This is a genomic window from Noviherbaspirillum suwonense (assembly GCF_900182955.1).
GTDB lineage: Bacteria > Pseudomonadota > Gammaproteobacteria > Burkholderiales > Burkholderiaceae_D > Noviherbaspirillum_A > Noviherbaspirillum_A suwonense.
In genome coordinates this window covers 1-20,951 of record NZ_FXUL01000035.1, presented here as the reverse complement: position 1 = coordinate 20,951, position 20,951 = coordinate 1, and the positions used below count along the sequence as shown (strand labels likewise).

Below are 20,951 nucleotides of genomic sequence, written 5' to 3'. Positions count from 1 at the left end.
TAGTGCCAGCCGTCGGATCGGTGTTAACACACCGACATGGCTGGATTCCATAACTACCGGCGGACCTGTGCGTTTGCCGCCAGACCGGACTTTGGAACACCACCGCATTCACGCGACGACTTCCAGGCCGCGCTTCTGAACCAGATGCAGCAACTTGAGTGCTGTGCCCGCGGGCCTCTTCTGGCCAATCTCCCATTTCTGAACAGTCGATAGGCTAGTGTTGAGCAGGCGTGCGAACACGGCCTGACTGACATGCGCACTTTCGCGGATGCGCCTAATTTCGGCGGGTTGCAACGGCCCTACTGTCGGCAGCCAAAGCGGATCCAGCTCGCGCAGCGTGACCTGATCAGGCCTGCCCGCGTTGCCTAGCCCTTTAGCCGTATCACGAACAGCGTCGATGATGGGAGACCTTGTTTTCCTCATCGATTCCACCTTACTGAAAAATCGTCAAAAAGTATATGCTTTATAGCACCAAGTGCTATAAATCTACAAGCAAAATTCCTTCGTATGGACTTGACGGTCATGAATGTCTGCTTCAGAGAGAGCAAGCATTGAGGACGGCGACTGCAACCGCCGAAACCTGCCTGAAGCGGCCAACTGATCGGGGGGCTGAGCGTCGACAATTCTTAAGGGTTGTACCATGTGTGCCCTTACCGTAGGGCAGACGTGGTACTGCGAAGCCCATGGGCAGGCGTCGTACAAGCCTCAAAGCAGGAAACCGTGGAATGCTCCGGCACGGTCGGGCAGCGACGATCGTTATGGGATTTGGATGTGAGGAGTCGGGCTCAGCGCGGCAATCCGGGAAGCACATCGCATCACGCGATCACATCTATGCTCGGTGGCTGCATGACTCCGCTACATTATTTGGCGCTGGAGGTGGCCGGAAGCGGTGTTTTTGCGGCGCAAGGCAATGCCTTGCCCTATCGACGGCAACCGATAAAGAAGCGGCGAGTGGGTTGAACACGGAAAGCGGCCTCGAGACATGCCGGGCCTAGTGATCTCGGCGGAGCACGGATTGATTGGAGGCGCACGAAGGTCTCAATGATGTGCATCGCCGCACCACAACACTGGCATACGAATGTCGGCTGGATTGATTCAACCGACCCCGCCTGCGGCGCTTCCCCCGGCCTCGGGCGCTACACACCAGCAACGCACGTATGCGCACAAGGTTCGCCCGGCGCCCGGCATTGGCAAACAGCCCGTAGTGACGGATGCGGTGAAAGCCGCCGGGCAGGACATGCAGCAGGAACCGGCGCATGAACTCGTGCACACCCAGCGTCATGGCCTTGTAACACGTCCCTCCGCTGGTACGGTAATCCTTCCAGTGGAACGTGATGCCGCGCTCGTCCATGGTAACCGGGCGCTGGTTGGAAATGGCCAAGGCTACGCTTTTTCTATATGCCGAAGCAGTTCACGTAAAACCTCACCTTTATAGATCCTTGCTGCATCTGCCCGCTGCTAATATCTGTCAAGTAAAGACCGTGCCTTCTTTGGTAGCAGCTTTTGAGTAACTCGTAGACCTCCGTCCGGCTTCGACAAATTGCGTAAGACTGAGCGCGACAAGTGATTGATTTTATGAACGCAGGATTTGTTATCCCGAGAATGATGAAGGAAAAATTATCAACATTCTCGGTTTCAAGCGGCGATTATCGCAGCCTCGGGGACTGGCCTACCAGGGAGCGGCATGCGAAGGCAGCCCATAGGTGTTCAACGCAGAATGTTGATAAATTTTTCCATAGATTGTTGATAACAGACGACCTCACAGCACTTCCTTGATTCGCTAAACCATAAATGAGCGACTGATAACCCCATATATCAGCTTAGCGATTTATTATGTTTGTGTGCTTTATTAACCTTCGACTACGTTTTCCAAATTACCTACAGCGGTGGTGAGAGTCACGTGGAGCAAATTACAAATAGCCGTAGAACTGCTGCAAAAAAATTGGGGTTCAGATTCATGGGCTCAAGTGTGCATCAGGCAATGTATAAACTCTTTCCAAATAGTATCATGTCAAAAAACAACTAATACGCCATGTTGAAGTCTGGCCTATGGAATCCGCTTACTTTTACCATTCTTGATACATGCACCAGTCTCTACATCGCAACCAGATCGCGGCTTACCTTTTCAACAAGCTGGCTACATTGGCGCCATGGCCAGCTGAACTCCTGCCAGTACCTACACTGGTTGACGGCACTGCATTCTTCCCAGGTGGGGCCGGACTGTGGCAAGAGTCGTCTGCAACAACTTCCCCGGACATAATGGTAATTGGGCAAGATTTTTCGACATTTGCTGAACACGCCGACATGCTCGCTGGACAGTCGCGGGATATCGACAGCAAGACGTGGGTCAATTTCCGCGCACTTGCCTCTACTACCGGCTTGGACCTGTGCAGATGTTTTTTTACCAACGCGGTTATGGGGCTGCGCGCGTATGGATCGAGCGAGGGTCCAAATCCTGGCTACCATCGCGGCAATCTGGAGTTTATGCAACGTTCGCAGGAATTTTTGTCACTACAAATATCCGTCTTACGACCTAAGCTGATTCTAGTGTTGGGTCTGCGAGCGGCAGTGGTCCTGTCAGCGTGTACGCCCGAACTGAAAGAATGGAGCTTAGGAAAGCATAAGCCGATTGACGATTCTGGCCGTGCGTTTTTCGCAAAGGTGCGAATCAGTGATGTCGAAGTTCCAATAGCGCTGCTTACTCACCCCAGCCGCTGGTATAGAAACGTGCAGCTTCGCCGTTATGGCGGAATGACCGGCCGAGAGGCCGAATACGCCCTTCTACAGGACGCCATTGCCGCTGTAGGTTAAGTCCGTTACTGGTTATCCCGCGATAACTTCATCGCGGTCCCACTTTCCTCTCGACCGCTCGAGACTTGCGACGCAGCGAGCGGGAGGAGACGCTCGCCCATAGGCGGACGACCCCGTAGGTTAATAACTTTTTCCCAAAGATTGTTGATAACGAATGCAGGTTGTTTATTGACAACCTTCCTTGGAGCACAAACGCTAGGATGATAATCCCTATTATCGTCCTAGCTATTTATCGTCGCTAAATCGCCACTTCGATCTACAGCCTTACCTTGCACCATGCTATCTTTCAGGCATGATGGGGTTCGTACGGGCTCTACAGCGCCGTGTTTCATAGGGAAACTCCGTTCGGACTATCAATCAACTAGATATCAAAAAGACAATCTTTTCGTGAAGACACTATGAGCAACCCTTTACCAAATCTCGACGGGATTACGCTAGTTGCTGTGAAAGACGGTGTGCCGGTTAAGCGCCAAGCCGAAATCGTTGCCGCATTTTTGCGCCCGGCAATCGCTGCAGGGGTGGAAGCATGTACGGCGTACAACGAGGAAGTGACCTTAAAAGCGCCAGATAGCGCGCGCCGGCTGCAGGATCTGGAACTTGAGTGTGCCACGCTGCGTCATAGCCTCCGCCTGGCAGACCGCCGATACGAAGAACTGGTTGCAGCAAGAACAACTCCGGGTCCTGCCGCGACCAAGCGCCAGAAATCCATCGGCATATTGGTACTTGACGCCGCGCGCGGTGTTTCCGGGGTGGTGGAATCACTGACCGTAATCGATGGCAACGCGGCGGGGCAGCCAATGGTGAAACTCGTGTCGACACAGTCGGCGTCCACGGCTCCATTGGATGCAACTGAGTCTGTGCAGGAAGCTGGCTTGCGGACAGCCGTGCAATCCATAGCACAGATGCTAGCGGATCGGGAGTGGTCGGAACACATATCGAAGGACCCAGACGCGGTCGCGCTGGAAACAGCAATTACCGGGTTGATCGGCCAGCTATCTGCGGTGCGGGACGGTGCTACCGTGAGTGAGACCGGTATGCCGGCGAGCCAGGAGCCGAAATACGGGATTCGAGGTGGCTGCCTCTATAACCGCGCTTCAAACACACCGATTCCCAAGGATGAACCGATTTTCATATTCCGTGCGAGGGACAGAAAGGCCCTGTCTGCCCTTCACTTTTACGCTGGTGTGTGTGACAACCCGGAGCACGTCGCGGCGGTGCAGCAGCGCATCATGGACTTTCAGGCGTTTGGCCGGCACAACCCTACGCGCATGAAGCAGCCGGACACTGATCTGTCCGTCCTCGATGCTGAAAACCGGTTGCAGGAGTCACAATGACGCCGGACGAAATCAACACAGCGAACGAAAAATCTATTACTGGTGCCGTATGTGCTGTGTAGAGAGTGGCGTGCATTTGCACCTGGGAACGTCCTGCCCGGTATGCTCCCGGTCCGGATGCATCGAATTTTGCGATGCCGAGTGGAAATTGCGTTGGCAGAAGCTGGCCACCACGATGTCAATTAATAATCTGATAACATTTTTCAATTGTGTCCTAAGATCACGCCAGGGAATTAGTTAGCGCGCGACCATCCAGAGGCAATTCCTGATTATGTACGGGCGCACCTCAAAGCGGGTGGCAAGGCAGAAACTGGCCGGCGCGACGCAGTTCTTCGACGCCGTCACGACGATCTGCCCGGGTCGTTGGATGCCCCTCCTTTAACCGGCGGGCAAGAATAACTTTTTCGTGTTGTCGGAATATTTTCCCGTTTTTTTTTGCAGTAGGAGCCATTTATGGCAGCAGCATGGATCGAACGTGGCACCGTCCTCATTCAGCTCGGCCGGCATCACTTCGCCTTTTACAGGGGCTATCTGGACGGATTGGACGTGCGCACACTCGCCCGTTGTTATCTGGAAACTACCCCGGATGATTCCAATGCCGAGATGGACCTGCGGGTAGCTAAATCGATGGTCTGGTGGATCCGCGACCAGTTGAGCGTCACTGCGCGTCGGACTGGAAATACCTCAGCGCCCAAGTTGCTGCGTGTGTCGCCGGAGGCCTTGCGCATTACCTATGCGCCCAGCACGCCAAGCCTGGAGGAATTTCGGGAAGAACGCGACCCGTACGAAATGTTCACCGAGAATGAGCTGATCGAGCTTTTCCATGGCGAATACGGCAATACGGACAAGCGAGCCCAACGGCGTACCCAGCGCAACGACCGCCTTCGCCGCAAGCAGCTCGAAATGCTCAAACGGTTGGAGGAACTGACGGACGCAGATCCCCATCTCTGCGATGGTGTCGAAGGATGGTTGGACCCGGTGATCTCAGACAGGCTGATGGCAGCCGGGATCCAGACACTTGGCCAGCTAGTGACGACGATCAATCGGTATGGTTTTCGCTGGTACAACAAGGTGCCACGCGTCGGTATCAAGGCCGCGAAACAGATCGTGGACTGGCTTATGCTGCCAGAGACCGCCGAATCCCTTGGCGAGCAGTTATCAGCACGTGGAATCATGCCTCGTAAGGAAATGACAGCCGCCATGCTGGTTCCGACGGCGCTCCGAACCGGTATCGTGCCGATGGAAAATCTGTTCGTACCGCATGACCTGAGCGGCGCGTTCGGCTCTAACCGCGGCGACCGCCCTGCGCTGTCCGCTCGCAACGATCTGGAAGCCATTCAGACATGGCTTGCGCGGCTCAAACCTGGCGGCCATAGCCACAGGTCCTACCGCAAGGAAGCCGAACGGTTTCTGCTTTGGGCCATCGTGGAGGTCGGCAAACCGATCAGTTCGCTGACCGTTGAAGATTGCATCTCTTACCGCAACTTTCTTTGGTACATAGGGCGAGAGACACCGGAATTCTGGTCTCAGTACTTCCGCATTCCCCAAGATCGATGGCTGGGTCAACGCTCTATTGATCGTTTTTCCTCCCATTGGCGCCCGTTTGAAGGACCGCTGTCGGCAAGCTCACAAAAAACCGCCCTTGTGATCCTGCAAGGCCTGATGCAATGGCTCACGGAACAGAACTACCTGCATGTAAATCCATTCAAGGCGATGCCACATCTTGCAGAGCGCGCTACGAATGGCGTCGATGCTTCCCGTGCCCTAACCGTCGCAGAATGGAAATTGGTTAAGAAGTACCTTGGAGAAATGGAGCATGACCAGCGCTATTATCGACTTCGGTTTGTACTCGCGTTGGCATATAGCAGTGGCTGCCGGTTGTCTGAACTGGCATCACTCCGTCGTGAACACTTGAAGCCGTTCACCAGGGCCGGTGAGACAACGACGCAGTGGGAACTTCATGTAGTGGGTAAGGGCGAAAAGACCAGGTTCGTACAACTCAACCCACACGTAGTTGCCGAGATTCGGGATTATTTTAGGCTTCGCGGATATGAAACATTCGCAGCCGCACCAGAGAAAGAACCTTTGATTGCCTCTTTCAAACTACCAGATAATCCTCCAGCAGCGCCCTCACCAGCGTTTCAAGCTGCTAGCGATTTGTCAGACGACGAGAGAAGACCGAAGTCTATGCGACTAACTTCCTCCCGACTCTATAAGGTGCTGAAAAGCTTTTTTGCTGAGGTGGCAGATTCAGTGGCAAGCGCAGAGCCGGAGACGGCGCACAAACTGCGCCGGGCATCAACACACTGGCTTCGGCATACCTTTGCGACCCACGGTATCCACAACGGCATGGCACTCGAAACCATCCGCGACTTGCTTGGCCATGCATCCCTTACAACGACTTCCATTTACGTCACCACGGAGAAAGACAAGCGTAGCCGGGAAGTGGAAAAGCTGGGAGACCTAGCGGCGTTCTAAGACCCTCCTTTTAGGCAAAGAGGCGGGGGTCGTATATCCACCGGCGAACCGCGCGCGCGGTGATCCGATATGCGTCTGGGTGCAGCGGATTGATCAAGACATTTACTTCCTCCGGCACATATATCGACGGAACCTTCAGCACAGCAGATAAAGACGAGTTTGCCCAGTCCGTCCCTAGTTTTTTGCTACTAAACCCATGAGGAATTGCATCCCAACCGCCGATAGGTGTTGAAAAGCCATCCACCGCTGAACTCCAAAGGTCATCGGGAATGTCGACTGCGACGAGATATCGGTTGAACGGTAGTTCGCCGTTTTTGATGGCATTCAACGTTTCCAGAACAGTAATCGCAATGTTCGTTGAACAATAAACGATGGCCACTCCAGGGTGATTCCAGCGTCCGCCGGTTATTTTTGCGCCGGTGCCACTTAGATCGATAGCTGGATAGCTTGCGGCTTCCACTGCGTTGCGCCAGACAGTGACGCTCAAGCGTAGGCTCCGCTCCAAGACATGGCCAATACGTTTTGCACCTGTGCGAGGCCTTCATCAGTATCAAGGAGACTATTCGGTGTCGCCCCAAGAGCAGGCACATAGCGGTTCAGCCACTGGTCTACCCATCTTTTTGAATCGAATCCTTCAGGATTGCCAAACTTCGCCACCATCTGATCGACCTGTTCCACTAGCGTGTCCACCCTCCAGGAGGGGGGAGCGACTTCTGCTTCAAAAACTTCCCTCGTGGCAGTAGGCGTGAGGTCATAATCGTCATCAGACGACATGTTGGTTCTTTTCGAGCCTTGCATATTCGCTCCTTTCAGGACCAGTGAGACCGAAAAAGCTACCGCAAAAAAGCAATTCTACGCCGATTTTTTGGCTTTTTTGTTCCGATGCCAGTCGAGTGATGACAGTGTGGAGCGTAGTCTTTCCAGCTTCTGTGCAACGTTCCCCCTCAGGAAACGATTCAAACTAGCTGTGCACCTTCGTTGACGCGCAGCTTGCGATAGATGTACTGGCCGAAGACCTTAGCCAGCAGCTGGTTCTGCCTTAACGATGTTTCGGTTAACATTTCCAGGTCGACCTTAGCGGGCTTGGCGGTTAGCTTCGCTTCTCGGCTGCGGCGGAACTGGCGCAGGTATTCTTCCCTGTCATTCGCGTCGAGCTGGTCAAATGCATTCAGCCCAGACTTGATTTCAGCGGAAACTTCATCTTCCTTGCGCGCGACTGCAGCAGCGATCGATGCATCTACGGCCTGAGCCTGTCGCGCCTTGCTTTGCTGAGCGGCCTGTTCCCTGTCCTCTTTGGCTATCAGTTGGGCGGCCACTTCGCGCTCCGCTGAGGAGACCCGGAGATTGTCGCGGATTGCTTTCATCAGGAAACCAGAGACGCTCTTAGTCACCTTGCCTTTTGAAATACAGAAGCGGGTAAATTCCATGGCTTGGTGCAGCCATTCATCGGTCCACATCACGCGGTTTTCCATGATCTCTTCAAAATTGGCCGGGCTCAGGCCGAATTCATTGCGCAGGGTTTCGTACATTTCCTTGGATCCGAGCATCGCGAGTTGGAGCACGTTCTCCGCCTTTTGCCTTACCGTGAATCGAATATGTCCGATCTTTTTCGTTCCCGGAAGATTGTTCGTCGTGTAGCTGACCTCGATGTTAGAAAGTTCGTTGATCTGCCTTGTAGCAATATCGAGGACGTTACGCTTGAAATATTTGAACTCCGTAAACGACTTTGATTTAGCGTCCGACCACCCTCTTGCAGTTTCCAGGTCAATCCATTCCGTCATGCCGAGCCCGACATAGTTGAGCAAATGGTCGTACAGCGCTCTTGCATAGTTCGATGTGAATACGTTGCTGACTCGTAAGCTTAGAAAATACGACTGCTTCGGGTCCTTGATTAGTTTTTGAAGACGGCGATCCACCTCGAATATTAACCGGCCCCCGGATATCACTACGGGCCCCATCAATGGAATCGAACCCCAGTTTTCCTGATCGGAACTGGCAGAGTCACCCTCTATTGCAGACTTCTGCACGTCTCGCATGACCGTACGAAGGTGCTTGCGGTTGTTGGACTGGTAGTTCATCAGCCATTTGAAATAACTCTGATCCACGTCGTATTGGGTTTGGACGTTGGGGTCCTGAGACACGATGAAGTAGGCTGCGTCCAACGCTCTGCGCGCGACGATTCCCAGTTCATAAATATCGAGGAAAAGACTGTTGCGACGAAAGCCTATTTCGGACGGCGCATCGGAGATCGGTACTCCAAGTGGAAAAAGTTCTTCATAGATCGCCAGCGTCATTTGGGACGAAGTCGTCTCGCGGCTCAGCTCCAATGTAGTCACCTTACTGCCGCCCATTTTTAGCCTCTCTGCATTTGGTGGCACAGGGTAACAAGGCAAAAGTGATGTTGTCAAAACAATTTCCTTCACTTTGCCTCCTATGTTGTTGCTCAGGTTTCGTGTGTGCGAACACCGCGCCAGCGAAGCGCGCAACAATTTTCTTCACTTTTTGATTGCATTGGTATTGGGGTTAACCTGTTGGATGGTTTTATAGAAAAGAACTAACAAACCTTCTAACAGAAGCGACATACCCTATAGGATTCAAAGGCTTGCCTTGGCAAAGTGAATACCTTTACAGGAATAGTGAATATTTTTGTTTAGCAAAGTGATGGTTATTGTTGGGGCAAGGTGAAGCCTTTTGTCCCGCAAGGTGCAGCTCCTTGTCCTCCTACTCTGCATGGTGAAGAAAATTGTGCGCGCAGGCAGGCAAAGTGAAGAGAATTGGTTCCAAAGCAGAGATGCGAGTCAATTTACAGGAATGGCTGGATTCCCTAGTCATTAGAGCTGGCAAAGTGTACAAATTTGTCCGGTTTTGAGCCAAGGTGAATAAAATTGTTGTGTAATCTTTGTCGAATGAGGCACGTATCGCAGTCGTTCCCATGCCCCTGGATGGGCAAAGTGAATAAAATTGTTCCGGTTTAGTAGGCAAGGTGAAGTGAATTGTTACGTTTTCACCGAGCAGTCCATTTCGTGCACAGCCTTTTTATTGGGGCTGGAGGCAAAGTGAAGACTTTTGTCCGTGCTGAGCAATGTTCTGAGGCAAAGGTGAAGAAAATTGTGCCGAAACGTTGTACAGACTGTGGTTGAACCTTGGTACCAGAGGCAAAGTGAAGATTTTTGTCCTCCTGCAGCCAGGAAAACGCGCCAGAATCGGTCGTTTTCGCACTTATCCCAACAATTCTATACACTTTGCCTATACGGAATGCCTCGAGACTCGTTATTTCTTTGCCTACAGACATGATCGAGAACAATTTACTTCACTTTGCGTTGGGTCCACTCGCCTGCAGAGCGCAATAGATCACTTTGCCTAGCGCACACCGCCAATCGGAACCCTCGATCAATCGCTGAGTCAAGCCAGGCCCCGCCTTTATTTATTGAGGTTTCTGATGCGCTCTGCCGGCGTGATGATGGCAACCAACATTCACCGAACTCGTGTCAGGTTGTCCTTTGTCGGGATGGAAAGTTTACTTGCATTCCTGTTGTTTCCTAATTAATCTGTCGCCACTCGACACTTTTTGGCTAGTTTAATGAAAAGTGAAGGATTCTCTAAATACGGTTTATCAAAACAATTTCTATAGACGAGATCTCTATGACCTCTGCAGTAAGGGCGAAAAAATCAGTTCAGCAACCTGTCGTATCCATTACCGCTAAGCAGGCGCATTCTGTAAGTCAGATAAACCTTGTGGATATTGCACAGATTGCTGAGCGTGCCAGTAGCATGCTGATCGAGGTTCGAGAAAGTATGCTTGCGCCGCATCCCCGGAAAAACCCGCCCGTGTACTCCACTGCTCAAGTCGCTTTACTATGCAAAATTGAGCGCCAGCGTGTGAATTACCTGCTCTCTTCTCGCAGCGACTTGGAACTGCCCACCGGCACGCTTTCTGGAAAAGGCAGCAGCCGCTTTTTCACGCTTGAAGAAGCCCGGGTCTGGATAAAAAAAGTAGGTCCATACACGCCTCGTGGAAACGGGTGTAGAGGAAAGAAGATTGCAATCGGCAACTTTAAGGGTGGCGTTAGCAAGACTACAACTGCCATGACGTTGGCACAGGGCCTCTCACTCTGCGGCCGGAACGTACTCATTATCGATCTTGATCCCCAGGCATCCCTAACCGCTTTGACTGGCATGCTGGCAGACAGTGAAGTAACTGAAGACCAAACCGTTTTGCCTTTTATATACGGTGACCAACCTTCGCTAGATTACGCGGTGCAGCCAACCTACTGGGACGGGATCGACTTGATTCCAGCAAGCGCCGCCCTTTTCAGCGCAGAGTTTTACCTGCCTTTCCGCCAATCTAAGGACAGCAAATTTCAGTTTTGGAACGTTTTAAACAAGGGTATGGAATCGCTAGTTGAAAAGTATGACGCGATCATCATCGACACCCCACCTGCCCTCTCATACATGACAATCAATGCATTTATGGCTGCTGATGGTCTTATCGTGCCAACACCACCGAGTGCGCTGGACTATGCTTCTTCAACTCAGTTCTGGACTCTATTTTCAGACCTTGCGTCAAGCATGAAACAGGCTGCTCCGGAGCTGGAAAAAAGCTTCGATTTCATACATGTTGTCTTGTCAAAAGTGGATGCAACCCAGGCAGCCACGCCTGTTGTACGCGAATGGATTAAGAAAACATACGAAGGCCGAGTGCTGCCAGTCGAGATTCCAGATACGACGGTCACGAAGAGCGCCTCAGCCGAATTTGGAACCGTTTACGACATTTCAAAGTATGACGGTAGTGCGAAAACTTATCAGCGTGCTCGCGAAGCGTATGACCGATTTACTGAACTAATCGATCAGCAACTAGTTGCAATTTGGAATGCTGAGGAGGAATTGGCATGAGTATGAAGGATCGATTGACCGCGAAAGCCGCTGGTATCGGCACGAAGCCGCGAGTCCCAAATGAGACCCCTGCAACAGGTCCTAGAATGCCACGTACGGCGCCTGGTCAATTGATGTCCTCCCTCCCCTTCTTGGCCGATCAAGAACGGGAAATAGAAGAGTTACGGGGCAAGCTGGCTGTAGCAGAGATTAATGTAGCCTCGTCCGGTGCGACCCAAAAGCAAGTTGACGATTTACGTGCAAGGCTCGAGCAGACTGAACGAGATGCGGCTGAAGCAGCCTCACGTGGCCTCGAATTGCCTTTAGATTCCCTTGTAGAAGTAGAGGGTCGCCGTCGCAAGTTGACTATCGAACAGTTTTCCGAATTGGTTGAAAATCTGCGAAATCACGTTCTTGTGCAGGCAATTACCGTTAGACCTATTTCAAATGGGAAATATGAGGTTGTATCCGGCAATAACCGAGTCGCCGCCTATCGTCATTTGGGTCACAAGACGATCAAAGCAGTGATTCTAGATTCATCGGAAGACCTCGTCGAACTCAGCGCTTTTTATGCCAACTTACTGCAACCGTCCTTACCCGACTATGAGAAGTATCTTGGCTTCAAAAAACGGCAACAACAGACTGGTAAGACGCAACGAGAACTAGCTGATGAAGCTGGGCTAAACGATAAGCAGGTATCTGCCCTATTTAGCTTTGAAAAACTACCTGACTCCTGCAAGAAGCATCTCGATGCCAGGCCGGAAATTCTTGGATATAACGCCGCGATGAAACTGGTGCAAGCCGTCGCAGATGGGAATTTTGATTTAGTCGTTGAGGCTGTACAGATGCTGGCCACTGATAGCCGGTTCACCCAAGCCCAAGCAGTTGCTCATGCCACTAAGAAGCGCGATGCATCTGCACAGCCTCGGTCCGTTCCAGTCGTTATCAAGGAGGGAAAGACAGTTGTTTGTAAGATCGAAACCCGTGGCGGCCGTGTGCTTGTTGATTTCGCAGATGCAGAAGCATCGGCAAAGTGGGCGCAACGCTTCGCAGAATTCGTTAAAGAAGAACGAGCTAAGGAACCGAAATAAGTGATGAGCGGCCCTCCCCTGCCCTACTAATTTTCTCGTTTTGAGGAGTTGGATATGAGCTAGTCCAAACGAACTTATAACGAGCCCCAAAAGACAAAACCCCAAGTTGTGAGCGCGGACTCTTGAATGATAGGTAGACCGTAGTTGACAACGATAGAACCGATTGGCGTCGGTTTCCAGGATCCCAATACACACGGGTCCGATTCTATCGAGGAATAAGTGCCTGTCAAGCCTAGCAACTCCTTTTCTGTACGAAAAGGAGTTGTTTGAAACCTTAGTCCATGGCGGGACAGGCTGATGCCCGCGCTCGCCCCCTTAAGGCTCTGCTCATCGAAGCACGCGCAGCTGTATTCGATCCAACATTGTGTCAAGATCTAAATCTTACTGCAAGACGTGTCCCTTTTGGCGCCCTCACCTGTCTCGATCTTAAGAATGTCACGACGGCGATATTTCCGAGACGCGACGTTTTACGTGCGGAATCTCTGTTCCACTCCAAAGCCACGGTTTACCGTGGACTGAAAGTCCTTACTGCAAAAGGCTATTTCACGGAGTCACAAAAACGTCGCGAACACAATGGCAGTTTTATCTGTCTCCGATCCAGATGACAGGTAAGGTCCTTACTATGCTGAGGCTAATTGAAGTTATTCACAACCCGCCCTGTGGCAAAGCCATAGAAGGGTCGTATACAAGAACATACCAAAGACAAGCAGTCTTTGCAGAGTTCATTTCGACAGGCCGAAATACAAAAGAGAACCCTATCGACCAAAAAACCCGACTCCCCTAAGAGCTTACTACGGCTGCTAAGGCTTGGCGTCGAAAGTAAAGAAATCTGCTGGCTTATGGCCCAGGCAAAGCTTAGCTCTAAATGTCTCGCACACGTTGTGGAAGCGATCTAGCATCGAATCTATTTCTTGAACGGTAAGTATGTAGAGTGGGCTACATCAACTCCATGCTCTCCAAAAATCTGGACTACGTTTAGATTGCGAGGAATGCCATCGCTGAAGCGAACCGAAAACATGCTGACCGGATGGCGAATGAGTTACTGGAGTCACTCGACGAAAGCTTTCATTGCGCGGAAGTGTTTGTTGAGAACGGAATTTTTGCAGGCATTTTGAATTCTCGGGGAATGGACTACATGCTGTCATTGGAAGCAGTGGATCATTCCCAGTGAACCGCGCATTTGCCCAAGCACCACTGGATGGGAAATATTGCATCGAATTATATGACCCGCAATCGTAACAAGCTTTTCATGCGATACATTCATCGTTCCTCCAGGAATTTTTGCCAATGCTGAATCCAGGGCATGACTTTTCACACGATCGCAGCGACTCCATTCTATAGAACCCTTTATAATCAATGGCTTATGAATTGCATGTCACTTGATGCATGGATTCTGGCCCGGGCAGGGCGTCTTGAATTCTATAGATTCCTTAAAAATCAGGGACTTAGAAGTTGCACTCTAGTCACCGCTTGATTTCACAGAGCCCTTTGTTATTTCAACGGTAGCCACATTGCACTTCAACTGTGGTGATTCACAGTTTTTTAAGTCAACGATCATCAGATCGCTCTCCCAACCTATTGTAGCCATGGGGTCTTGGATACTGGTCATGCCTCACAGCGACAAAAGCAGTTGTCAATCCATTTCACTGAATCAGACTATTTCGGCGCACGACGATTTTGATAAACCGTGGAATCTCAAGGAGTAGGGGAGGGCAGCGCTGGCATCCAATATTTAGCATCAGTTATGAATCAGCCAAACTTCAACTTAATTCTCTAGGGAAAATTTAATATGGTATGCATCGGTGCTCTAAATCTCCCATGCGATCGAGGCAAAGCTGCACTTTTTTCCTCACCTGAAAATCTTATGTTTCGAGTTAAAGCCAAGGGTTCTCCTCGATCGCGTCCTTTGTATTTATGGCTTCGGCCGCAGTATTTTTAGGTTTTCAAATAGCGACGAAAATGACTTAAGACCTTTCTTTGGAAGAAATTCCCATACACTCGTTAGAAGGAAGGATTTTTACAAAAGTTGAAAACTATGTCGACTGGAGAGCGTAGCGGGAATGCTACTAGTGTCTTCCGTACAGGAACAAATTTCAGGTGAGAGGATTTGTGCAGTCAAGGGTATACAGGATGGGTCGAAAAGAAGCTTCTAGAGCAGACAGATTTGAGGCGAGATGATTTGTGCATGTACGAACAAGCACTGTCATCTGTTTTTTTGCAGGGAAGGCGGCTGAAGAGATAACAGCGTGCTTCGGATTTAAGCTATCAGGGTAACGCAGAATCTATGAGCTGCGGCGAACCAAGTATCCATCGAACAAGTGTCAAGCTTTTGGGCAAGGTCGGTATAAAGTAGAGATCCAAGGGGGAAACACAACAATGGCAACTTCTGGTGGCGACATTGGGTATCCGCAGTGGACATCAAAAGCAGAAAAGCGCGGCGTCGACCCATTGGGTATGCAAACGACCAGCGTCGCACTGTACCAGCAGCTTGTACCTGGTATAAGCAATGTGACGCTGCGTGTTCGATACTATGGCCTCTACGCTTGGCTGGCGCTGCGCTATGCATCGGATGTGGGCGACATCTCAGTGGAGCGATGGTGTTTGTACTTGAGACGCGCCGAAGCCTTGTATGCACTGGTCTCCGTTCACGTCGGTGGCGAACGAGGGGTGGCCGGCGTCGACTGGGCGACGCGCAAGCTAGATGCAGCCGGAGCCAACATCACGTTCTATGCGGCCACGGATCGCGCCGACGGCGAGCCACAATACCTGAAGCAGAAGTTCGGTGCGTACGGTGCAGCCTATGGAAGCCAGCTGCTTGACATCGGCGTCCTCCAGACCGTGCCCGGCCACGACGTCCCCGTGCCCACGCTCGACATTGGTGAACCGCTGGCCAAGGCCTTTCAAGCAACTATTGGAGCAGCCGGCGATCTCTTCCTTGCAGCGACTCAGGTTGGAACCATCACCAGAACCGACCTGGCTCAGCTAGACGTAATGCTTCCTTCGCGCATCGCAGCTAATGGACGCGAGCGAGACCTCTACGAAAGCCTGTTGCTCACAGGCGCCCAAGGGGAGAAGTCCCGAGCGAATTCTAGAAGCCACAGCTTGCATCTGGTGCTCAGGATTGCAAGGGAGAAGGGCAGTTCGGTCAGAGCCGAGACACTTCGCTGGTCTTTGTATGCGTCGCAGTGCAACGCCATTGCCACCTTTGCAGGGCTCGGGGAAGAGGAGGACAGGCAGCGATTTGCCTGGGCCGTGTACCAGGCAAATGACCTACTGCACCTGTGCTACGAGACTATCCTCAAGCTCGCTCTCGACATACTCGGAAGTTCGCCCACCGGCATGACGTTCGACAGCCTAGTTACCCGGACGGGCTCTCGGCTGCTGTCGGCGGTCGAAATGTACGCCGCTCCCTCCTGGAAGGACCTGTGCGAGTCGTTGACACTTGCTGACGACCCGGTGTCCGACATGGATTTAAATAGCGAGATGTCGCTGCAACATGCGGTGTTGCAGAGCGCGAGACTGGAGGCGATGACAAACGAGGACTCGGCGCGTTCTTCCATAGTGCTGTTGGCCATTCTGCATAAGCGGTTCAGCGGGCTGCTCGAGAGAATTGCCCGCGACCTGACGGTGCTAGCTAACCGGGACTTCATGCGCTCACTCGTGACTGAGCTGCGTTTCCTGGACAAGCACTCGGGAGAACCGTTGCAGTCGCTGCTTGTCCGTCTTGTCCGCCAGCGAGTGCTCGACCGTCACCCGTGGGTCGCTACCCAGAAATTCCGGGGGCAGGGCGACTATACCTTTTTGCTCGAGTCTGATGACGGGCGGGTACGCCTGCGCCGGAAGGACGGCCCGGTACTCACGAATCCCCGACTGTCTTCTGCTATCGCTTTTCTAGAGGACATCCACTTGTTAAACGCTAACGGTACCACGCCGGCAGGTCTGCGCATCCTCGATGCCGTATGAAACTTTTTAACTACTTCGCCGCAGGCGGTTTCCACACCAGCATCGTCACAACCTTTAGCGTTGACTTCGATGCCTATGAGAGCATAGCGCTGCCACGTCTTCGTGAGGCAGGCTGCAACAACAATGTCATAGTAGTGGATTCGCGAATGCTTGCGCAGGCTCTAGCAAATGACGCGCGCCGTCCGAAGTTCGCCGGGCGCCGCTACTCAGTTGTCGGTGCGCATTGCGCCGGTGTCTTTCACGCAAAGCTGACGCTACAACTGGGCAAAGCGTCAGGGAGGCTGCTCGTAAGCTCAGCAAATATGACCGTAGCCGGACTGGCCGGCAATCTCGAAGTCGCCGGAGAGGTCAAAGTGGCTGAGGATGACATGCAAGCTGCACCGCTGTTGCGCACCGCTGTGGATTATCTCCTTAAATTCTTGGACCCCGGCTCCGTCGCTCGTCGCCAGGTCGAATGGGCCCTTAAGAGGACTCCCTGGCTGCAAGCATCGGCGTCTGCGGGGACAGTTGTCGAGTCGCAGGAAGGTACACGATTGGCCTTCCTCCCTAGCTACAACGTCAAGGGTATCGGTCAACGCTTTGTCGAGTTTATCGGCGACCGCGCCGTAAAACGTCTCGTGGTGGCGAGTCCGTCTGGGACCACGACCTGCGCACGCTGCATAGTCTTCAAGAACGCTTCGCCGGAGTCAGCGCCGCGGTGCTCATCCAGCCGCAGAACGCCTTGTATCCAGTGCACGCTCATCCGAGGTCGAACGCACTAGGGCTCTTTGATGTCAGCAACGCGCCGGGTGCCGCGAGCAGGTTTGTTCACGCAAAGTTCGTAATCGCGGAGGCGGCAGACCATGATTTCGTATTATTTGGCAGCGCAAACTGCACCGAAGCGGCGCTCGGCACACCTGATCAGGCTGGTATCAATGAGGAAGCCTGCCTGGCACGCGAGCTGCCCGCGGGCGAAGCGGTTCGAATGCTAGGCCTAGACAAGACCCTATCATCCGATGCAAAGCTTGACGCCACTGAGTTGCCCAGCTTCAGCCCAGCTGATGACATTCCACTGTCTGATCTCGAGGCCAAGCTGGCAGGACGGTTCGAGCTGTCGGGCAATCTGCTGCGCTGGTGGCCACCGAAAAGCCTAGCGACCGAAGGGCTCAGCCTGCTGCTTCTAGTCGAATTCGCAGAACCGGTTGCCGGCTTGTTAACGCCCGTCGGAAACCAGAAACATCCGGCGATCTATCGTTTTGACGGCACTGTCGCACCGCACTTCGCTAAGGTTCGCTCAGACGTGTTCGAGTCATCGCTGGCAGTGGTGGTTGTCGAGCAGGCGATTCATCAAACTCAACGTCGCGCTGCGGGTCGCGACTTCGAGAACGCGTTGGATCTGCTTGACGACGAGGCGTCCGAGGGACTGTGGCTGCTGGAAGTCATTCAACGGCTTAGCGAAGCCGAGCGCGGGATGCGCGGGCCTCGCAGTGCAGCCGAACAGGCGCCCCAGCGAAATGCTGCCGCCGACCAGGCGCCTGTCTCTCGCGTGCTTGCCTATGAGGAATTCGTTGCGGGTCGACGCGTCGAGAGTAGCTTTGCTCACCCATCGGGTAGCCACCTTGCCTCAACCCATCACGAATCGGTAAGAAGCTTCCTTAATGCCCTCATCGGCAAACGCGGGACACTGGACCTTTCCGAAATACCTGAAGAAGAGAATCAGGTTCCGAATTTAAGCTTGGGCGATGAAACCTCCGACGGAGCAACCGCCATGGAGTGCGGCGATCTATCGTTAAACTCCGTTAGCGCCTCTGACTTATACCAATCCCAAGTTATGTCTTCGTGAGCGTAGGCGTTAAGCAAGCCCAGCTGCGCGAGCACAGTGAACGAATGGCACCGGGGATCTGTGTAAATTTATTCCAGGCGTCACAGCATGCATCGACGATCTGTTCGTAGCTGTCATAGCACCGATTGGCCAAACTACGATCACGCAATTGTTGCCAGACCTGCTCGGCCGGATTCAATTCAGGCGATGCCGCTGGCAACGTCAATAACGATAGATTGGGCAATTGCGGCAGCTTCAAAGTTGTATGCCACCCGGCCTGGTCAAGTATTAATAAAGCATGTCGGCCTGGCGGCACAGCTTGACTGATTGCTTCCAAGTGAAGTGCCATAGTCTGGGTATTTGCAAAGGGCAGCACCAGACCAACCGCCACATCGCGCTGCGGGCACACGGCCCCAAAGATGTAAGCCGACTCCGATTGCTGCTGCCGCACCACGCGCGGCCGTGTGCCTTTGCGTGCCCAAAGGCGCGTCTGGGTGCCGCGCTGACCGATGCGCATTTCGTCCTGAAACCAGATATCGACTTGCTCGATAGGCACATCAGGCGGCAGAGCGGCCTGCACTTCCTGGGCGAAGTTTTTTTTTGAATTCCGCCTGCCTGGCTGGATTGGCGTTCGGGCTCACCGACCGGGCCGAGATCCAGACCATATCTAGCCGCTTGAGCAATTCGTAGACACCGTTGAGGGTGTACGCCACGTCAAACTGCTCGGCCAGCAACTGGCGGATATCCTCGCCGCGCACGCGGCCACCACCGCGCCTGTCCTGCAACTGCTCGACTGCCTGGCGAAACGCTTCTTCCTGCGCCTTGGGAAGTCGCTGCGGACTCCAATAATGCGGGATCCCTGCTACCCGGTCCAGACCTTCATCGACAAACCACTTTAGCCATTGGGTCACTGCGCGAGGTGTGACGCGCAAGGCAACGGCCGTTTCAGAGGCACTCTTGCCGTCCTTGATATGGGCCAGTGCCATGTAGCGAAGGCGTCGTCGTCCACTCGGTTCCTGACGCGCCAACAGGTCGAAATTGTATTTCTGCAATTGCAGCAAGACTTCCTGAGTCAACATGTCTGCCTCCTGACGAGGATGCTGTTTTACTCAGACACTCAGCCTAACCACCCGTTCGTTAAACTTGGGATTGGTATTAGACCAAACTACTGAGTCGAAGCGACAACTGGAGCGTCAACGGCGCTACGTTCAAGACACGCAGCGCAGCATCGTCGATGGGGTTGAGACCGTCCTCAGCGGCTTACGCGAACAGGCGCTTGGGCATTTACTGAGCGTAGTCGACCTGCTTCGGCTCCGCGCATTCCTACTGGTGGTATTGGGTGCTGGAAGCAAGAAGACTGACCTGATGCCCAAGGATTTAAACGCTCAAGTTCATCGTCGCCAAGTTCTTCCGTCTGGTGGGGAAGCAAGCTGGCGACGCCTTATCGGACGACTGCTCTACGATTTCTTCCGTGAACGCGTGGGGGGCCGAGCGCCGCTTATCAAGCACCTGCGCTTGGAGTCCGACGATGACGATAGTAATGGCTTTCCCGAGGACGTGCTCGAGTGTTGGGCCACTTGCTTCTGGGCGCTGTGTGCCATGCGCGTGGCTGTAACCGACGCCGGCGCTTCATTTGCAGTATCCAACTCGGAGGCCGCACTCGCCAAAGACCTGTATCGGTTCACTAGGCTACTCCCGCAGCAGGCGATTGGTGCAGTCGTGCACGACGTATTCGCCGGCATGAACGGCCGCTATGCCGAACGGCTTGGCATAACCGCCGAACGCATCGAGATGGAACACCGGGGCCTTGTGCATGGTGCCTGAGTCAAGGCACCTCATTGCGAAACTTTGCCAACTGCTCATAGGCATGATAATAAACTTATATCCCATTCGTTTTTAAAAACCGCTTAGATGTCAGTCACATACTCCCACATGTAGCCGCCGGCTCTTTGCCGCTTGCCTTTGCAGACAGCAGAAATATGGGCGTTCGAAGTACCAGTCTGAATCGCTGCAGTGGTTAAGCTTTCGTACACGACACCTGTGTCGATGCATTGAACCGCCTTTGCACTAGTTTTTTTCTTTCTCAACGGTGCGAGCGGCTTGTTGTTCCAATCGTCGAAATATACCCATTGGTAACCGCCACACGTTCTTCTCGTACCCGCCAGAACTGTAGATAAGTTGCCATGGCTCAGACCCTTAGCGCGTGCTGCAGCAGCTATCGAGGGAAACTTTTCCTCAGTTTCGATACAGATCACAGCACGGGGTAAGTTGGAGAAATCCTTTTCTCTACCCACGTCCATATTCGGCGGAAGTGGAAATGCCAGTCCTTCAAACTCACGCTAATAGTCACTATTTAGGTCAAGCCTAATCTTTTTGAGCTCCTGTTCCAGGAAACCGATGATTAGTTCTTTTGCCTTGAAGAGGTAGCACTCAGTATCTCCGGACCATCTTTTCTTGTTACGCATACCTGCTTTCAGTAGGCGATGATCGTAAGCGACGCATAAAGCTTTCAATTACCCACAACTTTGGCTGGAGGCAGACGCGTTTATGCGCATTGCGTAGACTTGAAACCGAGGCAATGCCGAAGAGGTGGGACGATGA

The 20,951-nt window shown here is 52.8% G+C and carries 16 protein-coding genes and 1 pseudogene; 9 read left to right on the top strand and 8 right to left on the bottom strand.

Going from position 1 to position 20,951, the window contains the following annotated elements; all coding sequences use genetic code 11:
• Window positions 1–108 precede the first annotated feature (108 nt).
• A complete protein-coding gene (locus tag QOL82_RS27120; protein WP_283445450.1) occupies window positions 109–423 on the bottom strand; it encodes a helix-turn-helix domain-containing protein in 315 nt (104 codons plus the stop codon).
• Between the two features lie 497 nt (window positions 424–920).
• Window positions 921–1,381 (bottom strand): annotated as a pseudogene (locus QOL82_RS27115) (transposase); the annotation flags it as partial.
• Window positions 1,382–2,082: 701 nt separating this feature from the next.
• Here QOL82_RS27115 and QOL82_RS27110 point away from each other — a divergent pair.
• From QOL82_RS27110 to QOL82_RS27100, 3 genes are all read left to right on the top strand, one after another.
• On the top strand, window positions 2,083–2,811 hold the full coding sequence (locus QOL82_RS27110) for a uracil-DNA glycosylase family protein (protein ID WP_283445449.1): 729 nt from the start codon (window positions 2,083–2,085) through the stop codon (window positions 2,809–2,811).
• 398 nt (window positions 2,812–3,209) lie between these two features.
• Entirely contained in the window at window positions 3,210–4,145 is a 936-nt protein-coding gene (locus QOL82_RS27105) for a hypothetical protein (RefSeq protein WP_283445448.1), read from the top strand.
• A gap of 453 nt (window positions 4,146–4,598) precedes the next feature.
• On the top strand, window positions 4,599–6,623 hold the full coding sequence (locus QOL82_RS27100; RefSeq protein WP_283445447.1) for a site-specific integrase: 2,025 nt from the start codon (window positions 4,599–4,601) through the stop codon (window positions 6,621–6,623).
• 10 nt (window positions 6,624–6,633) lie between these two features.
• On the opposite strand, the gene QOL82_RS27095 is transcribed toward QOL82_RS27100, so the two are convergent.
• The 3 genes from QOL82_RS27095 to QOL82_RS27085 form a co-directional block, all read right to left on the bottom strand.
• Window positions 6,634–7,110: an RES family NAD+ phosphorylase gene (locus tag QOL82_RS27095; RefSeq protein ID WP_283445446.1), complete on the bottom strand. Its 477-nt coding sequence runs from the start codon at window positions 7,108–7,110 to the stop codon at window positions 6,634–6,636.
• Window positions 7,107–7,421 (bottom strand): antitoxin Xre/MbcA/ParS toxin-binding domain-containing protein, encoded by a 315-nt coding sequence (locus QOL82_RS27090; RefSeq protein ID WP_283445445.1) that lies wholly within the window; start codon window positions 7,419–7,421, stop codon window positions 7,107–7,109. The genes QOL82_RS27095 and QOL82_RS27090 overlap by 4 nt, the downstream gene beginning before the upstream one ends.
• A gap of 158 nt (window positions 7,422–7,579) precedes the next feature.
• Window positions 7,580–9,046, bottom strand: a complete 1,467-nt coding sequence (locus tag QOL82_RS27085) for a replication initiation protein (RefSeq protein ID WP_283445444.1) — start codon at window positions 9,044–9,046, stop codon at window positions 7,580–7,582.
• Window positions 9,047–10,265: 1,219 nt separating this feature from the next.
• On the opposite strand from QOL82_RS27085, the gene QOL82_RS27080 reads away from it, so the two are divergent.
• The 5 genes from QOL82_RS27080 (at window position 10,266) to QOL82_RS27060 (ending at window position 18,371) form a co-directional block, all read left to right on the top strand.
• Window positions 10,266–11,516 carry a ParA family protein gene (locus QOL82_RS27080; protein WP_283445443.1) on the top strand — a complete coding sequence of 417 codons (1,251 nt, stop codon included), beginning with the start codon at window positions 10,266–10,268 and terminating at the stop codon, window positions 11,514–11,516.
• Entirely contained in the window at window positions 11,513–12,586 is a 1,074-nt protein-coding gene (locus QOL82_RS27075) for a ParB/RepB/Spo0J family partition protein (protein WP_283445442.1), read from the top strand. The genes QOL82_RS27080 and QOL82_RS27075 overlap by 4 nt, the downstream gene beginning before the upstream one ends.
• A gap of 2,376 nt (window positions 12,587–14,962) precedes the next feature.
• Window positions 14,963–16,549 carry a hypothetical protein gene (locus QOL82_RS27070; RefSeq protein WP_283445441.1) on the top strand — a complete coding sequence of 529 codons (1,587 nt, stop codon included), beginning with the start codon at window positions 14,963–14,965 and terminating at the stop codon, window positions 16,547–16,549.
• On the top strand, window positions 16,546–17,310 hold the full coding sequence (locus QOL82_RS27065) for a phospholipase D-like domain-containing protein (protein ID WP_283445440.1): 765 nt from the start codon (window positions 16,546–16,548) through the stop codon (window positions 17,308–17,310). Before QOL82_RS27070 ends, QOL82_RS27065 begins: the two co-directional genes overlap by 4 nt.
• A complete protein-coding gene (locus tag QOL82_RS27060; protein ID WP_283445439.1) occupies window positions 17,247–18,371 on the top strand; it encodes a phospholipase D-like domain-containing protein in 1,125 nt (374 codons plus the stop codon). Before QOL82_RS27065 ends, QOL82_RS27060 begins: the two co-directional genes overlap by 64 nt.
• Here the strand turns inward: QOL82_RS27060 and QOL82_RS27055 are convergent.
• A complete protein-coding gene (locus QOL82_RS27055) occupies window positions 18,358–18,906 on the bottom strand; it encodes an IS630 family transposase (protein ID WP_283445438.1) in 549 nt (182 codons plus the stop codon). The genes QOL82_RS27060 and QOL82_RS27055 overlap by 14 nt on opposite strands.
• A gap of 1 nt (window position 18,907) precedes the next feature.
• Window positions 18,908–19,429, bottom strand: coding sequence for a helix-turn-helix domain-containing protein (locus QOL82_RS27050; protein ID WP_283445437.1), 522 nt, complete (start codon window positions 19,427–19,429; stop codon window positions 18,908–18,910).
• A 64-nt stretch (window positions 19,430–19,493) separates the two neighbouring features.
• On the opposite strand from QOL82_RS27050, the gene QOL82_RS27045 reads away from it, so the two are divergent.
• Entirely contained in the window at window positions 19,494–20,174 is a 681-nt protein-coding gene (locus QOL82_RS27045) for a hypothetical protein (protein WP_283445436.1), read from the top strand.
• 83 nt (window positions 20,175–20,257) lie between these two features.
• Here the strand turns inward: QOL82_RS27045 and QOL82_RS27040 are convergent, their stop codons facing one another.
• On the bottom strand, window positions 20,258–20,644 hold the full coding sequence (locus QOL82_RS27040) for a hypothetical protein (protein ID WP_283445435.1): 387 nt from the start codon (window positions 20,642–20,644) through the stop codon (window positions 20,258–20,260).
• Window positions 20,645–20,951 lie beyond the last annotated feature (307 nt).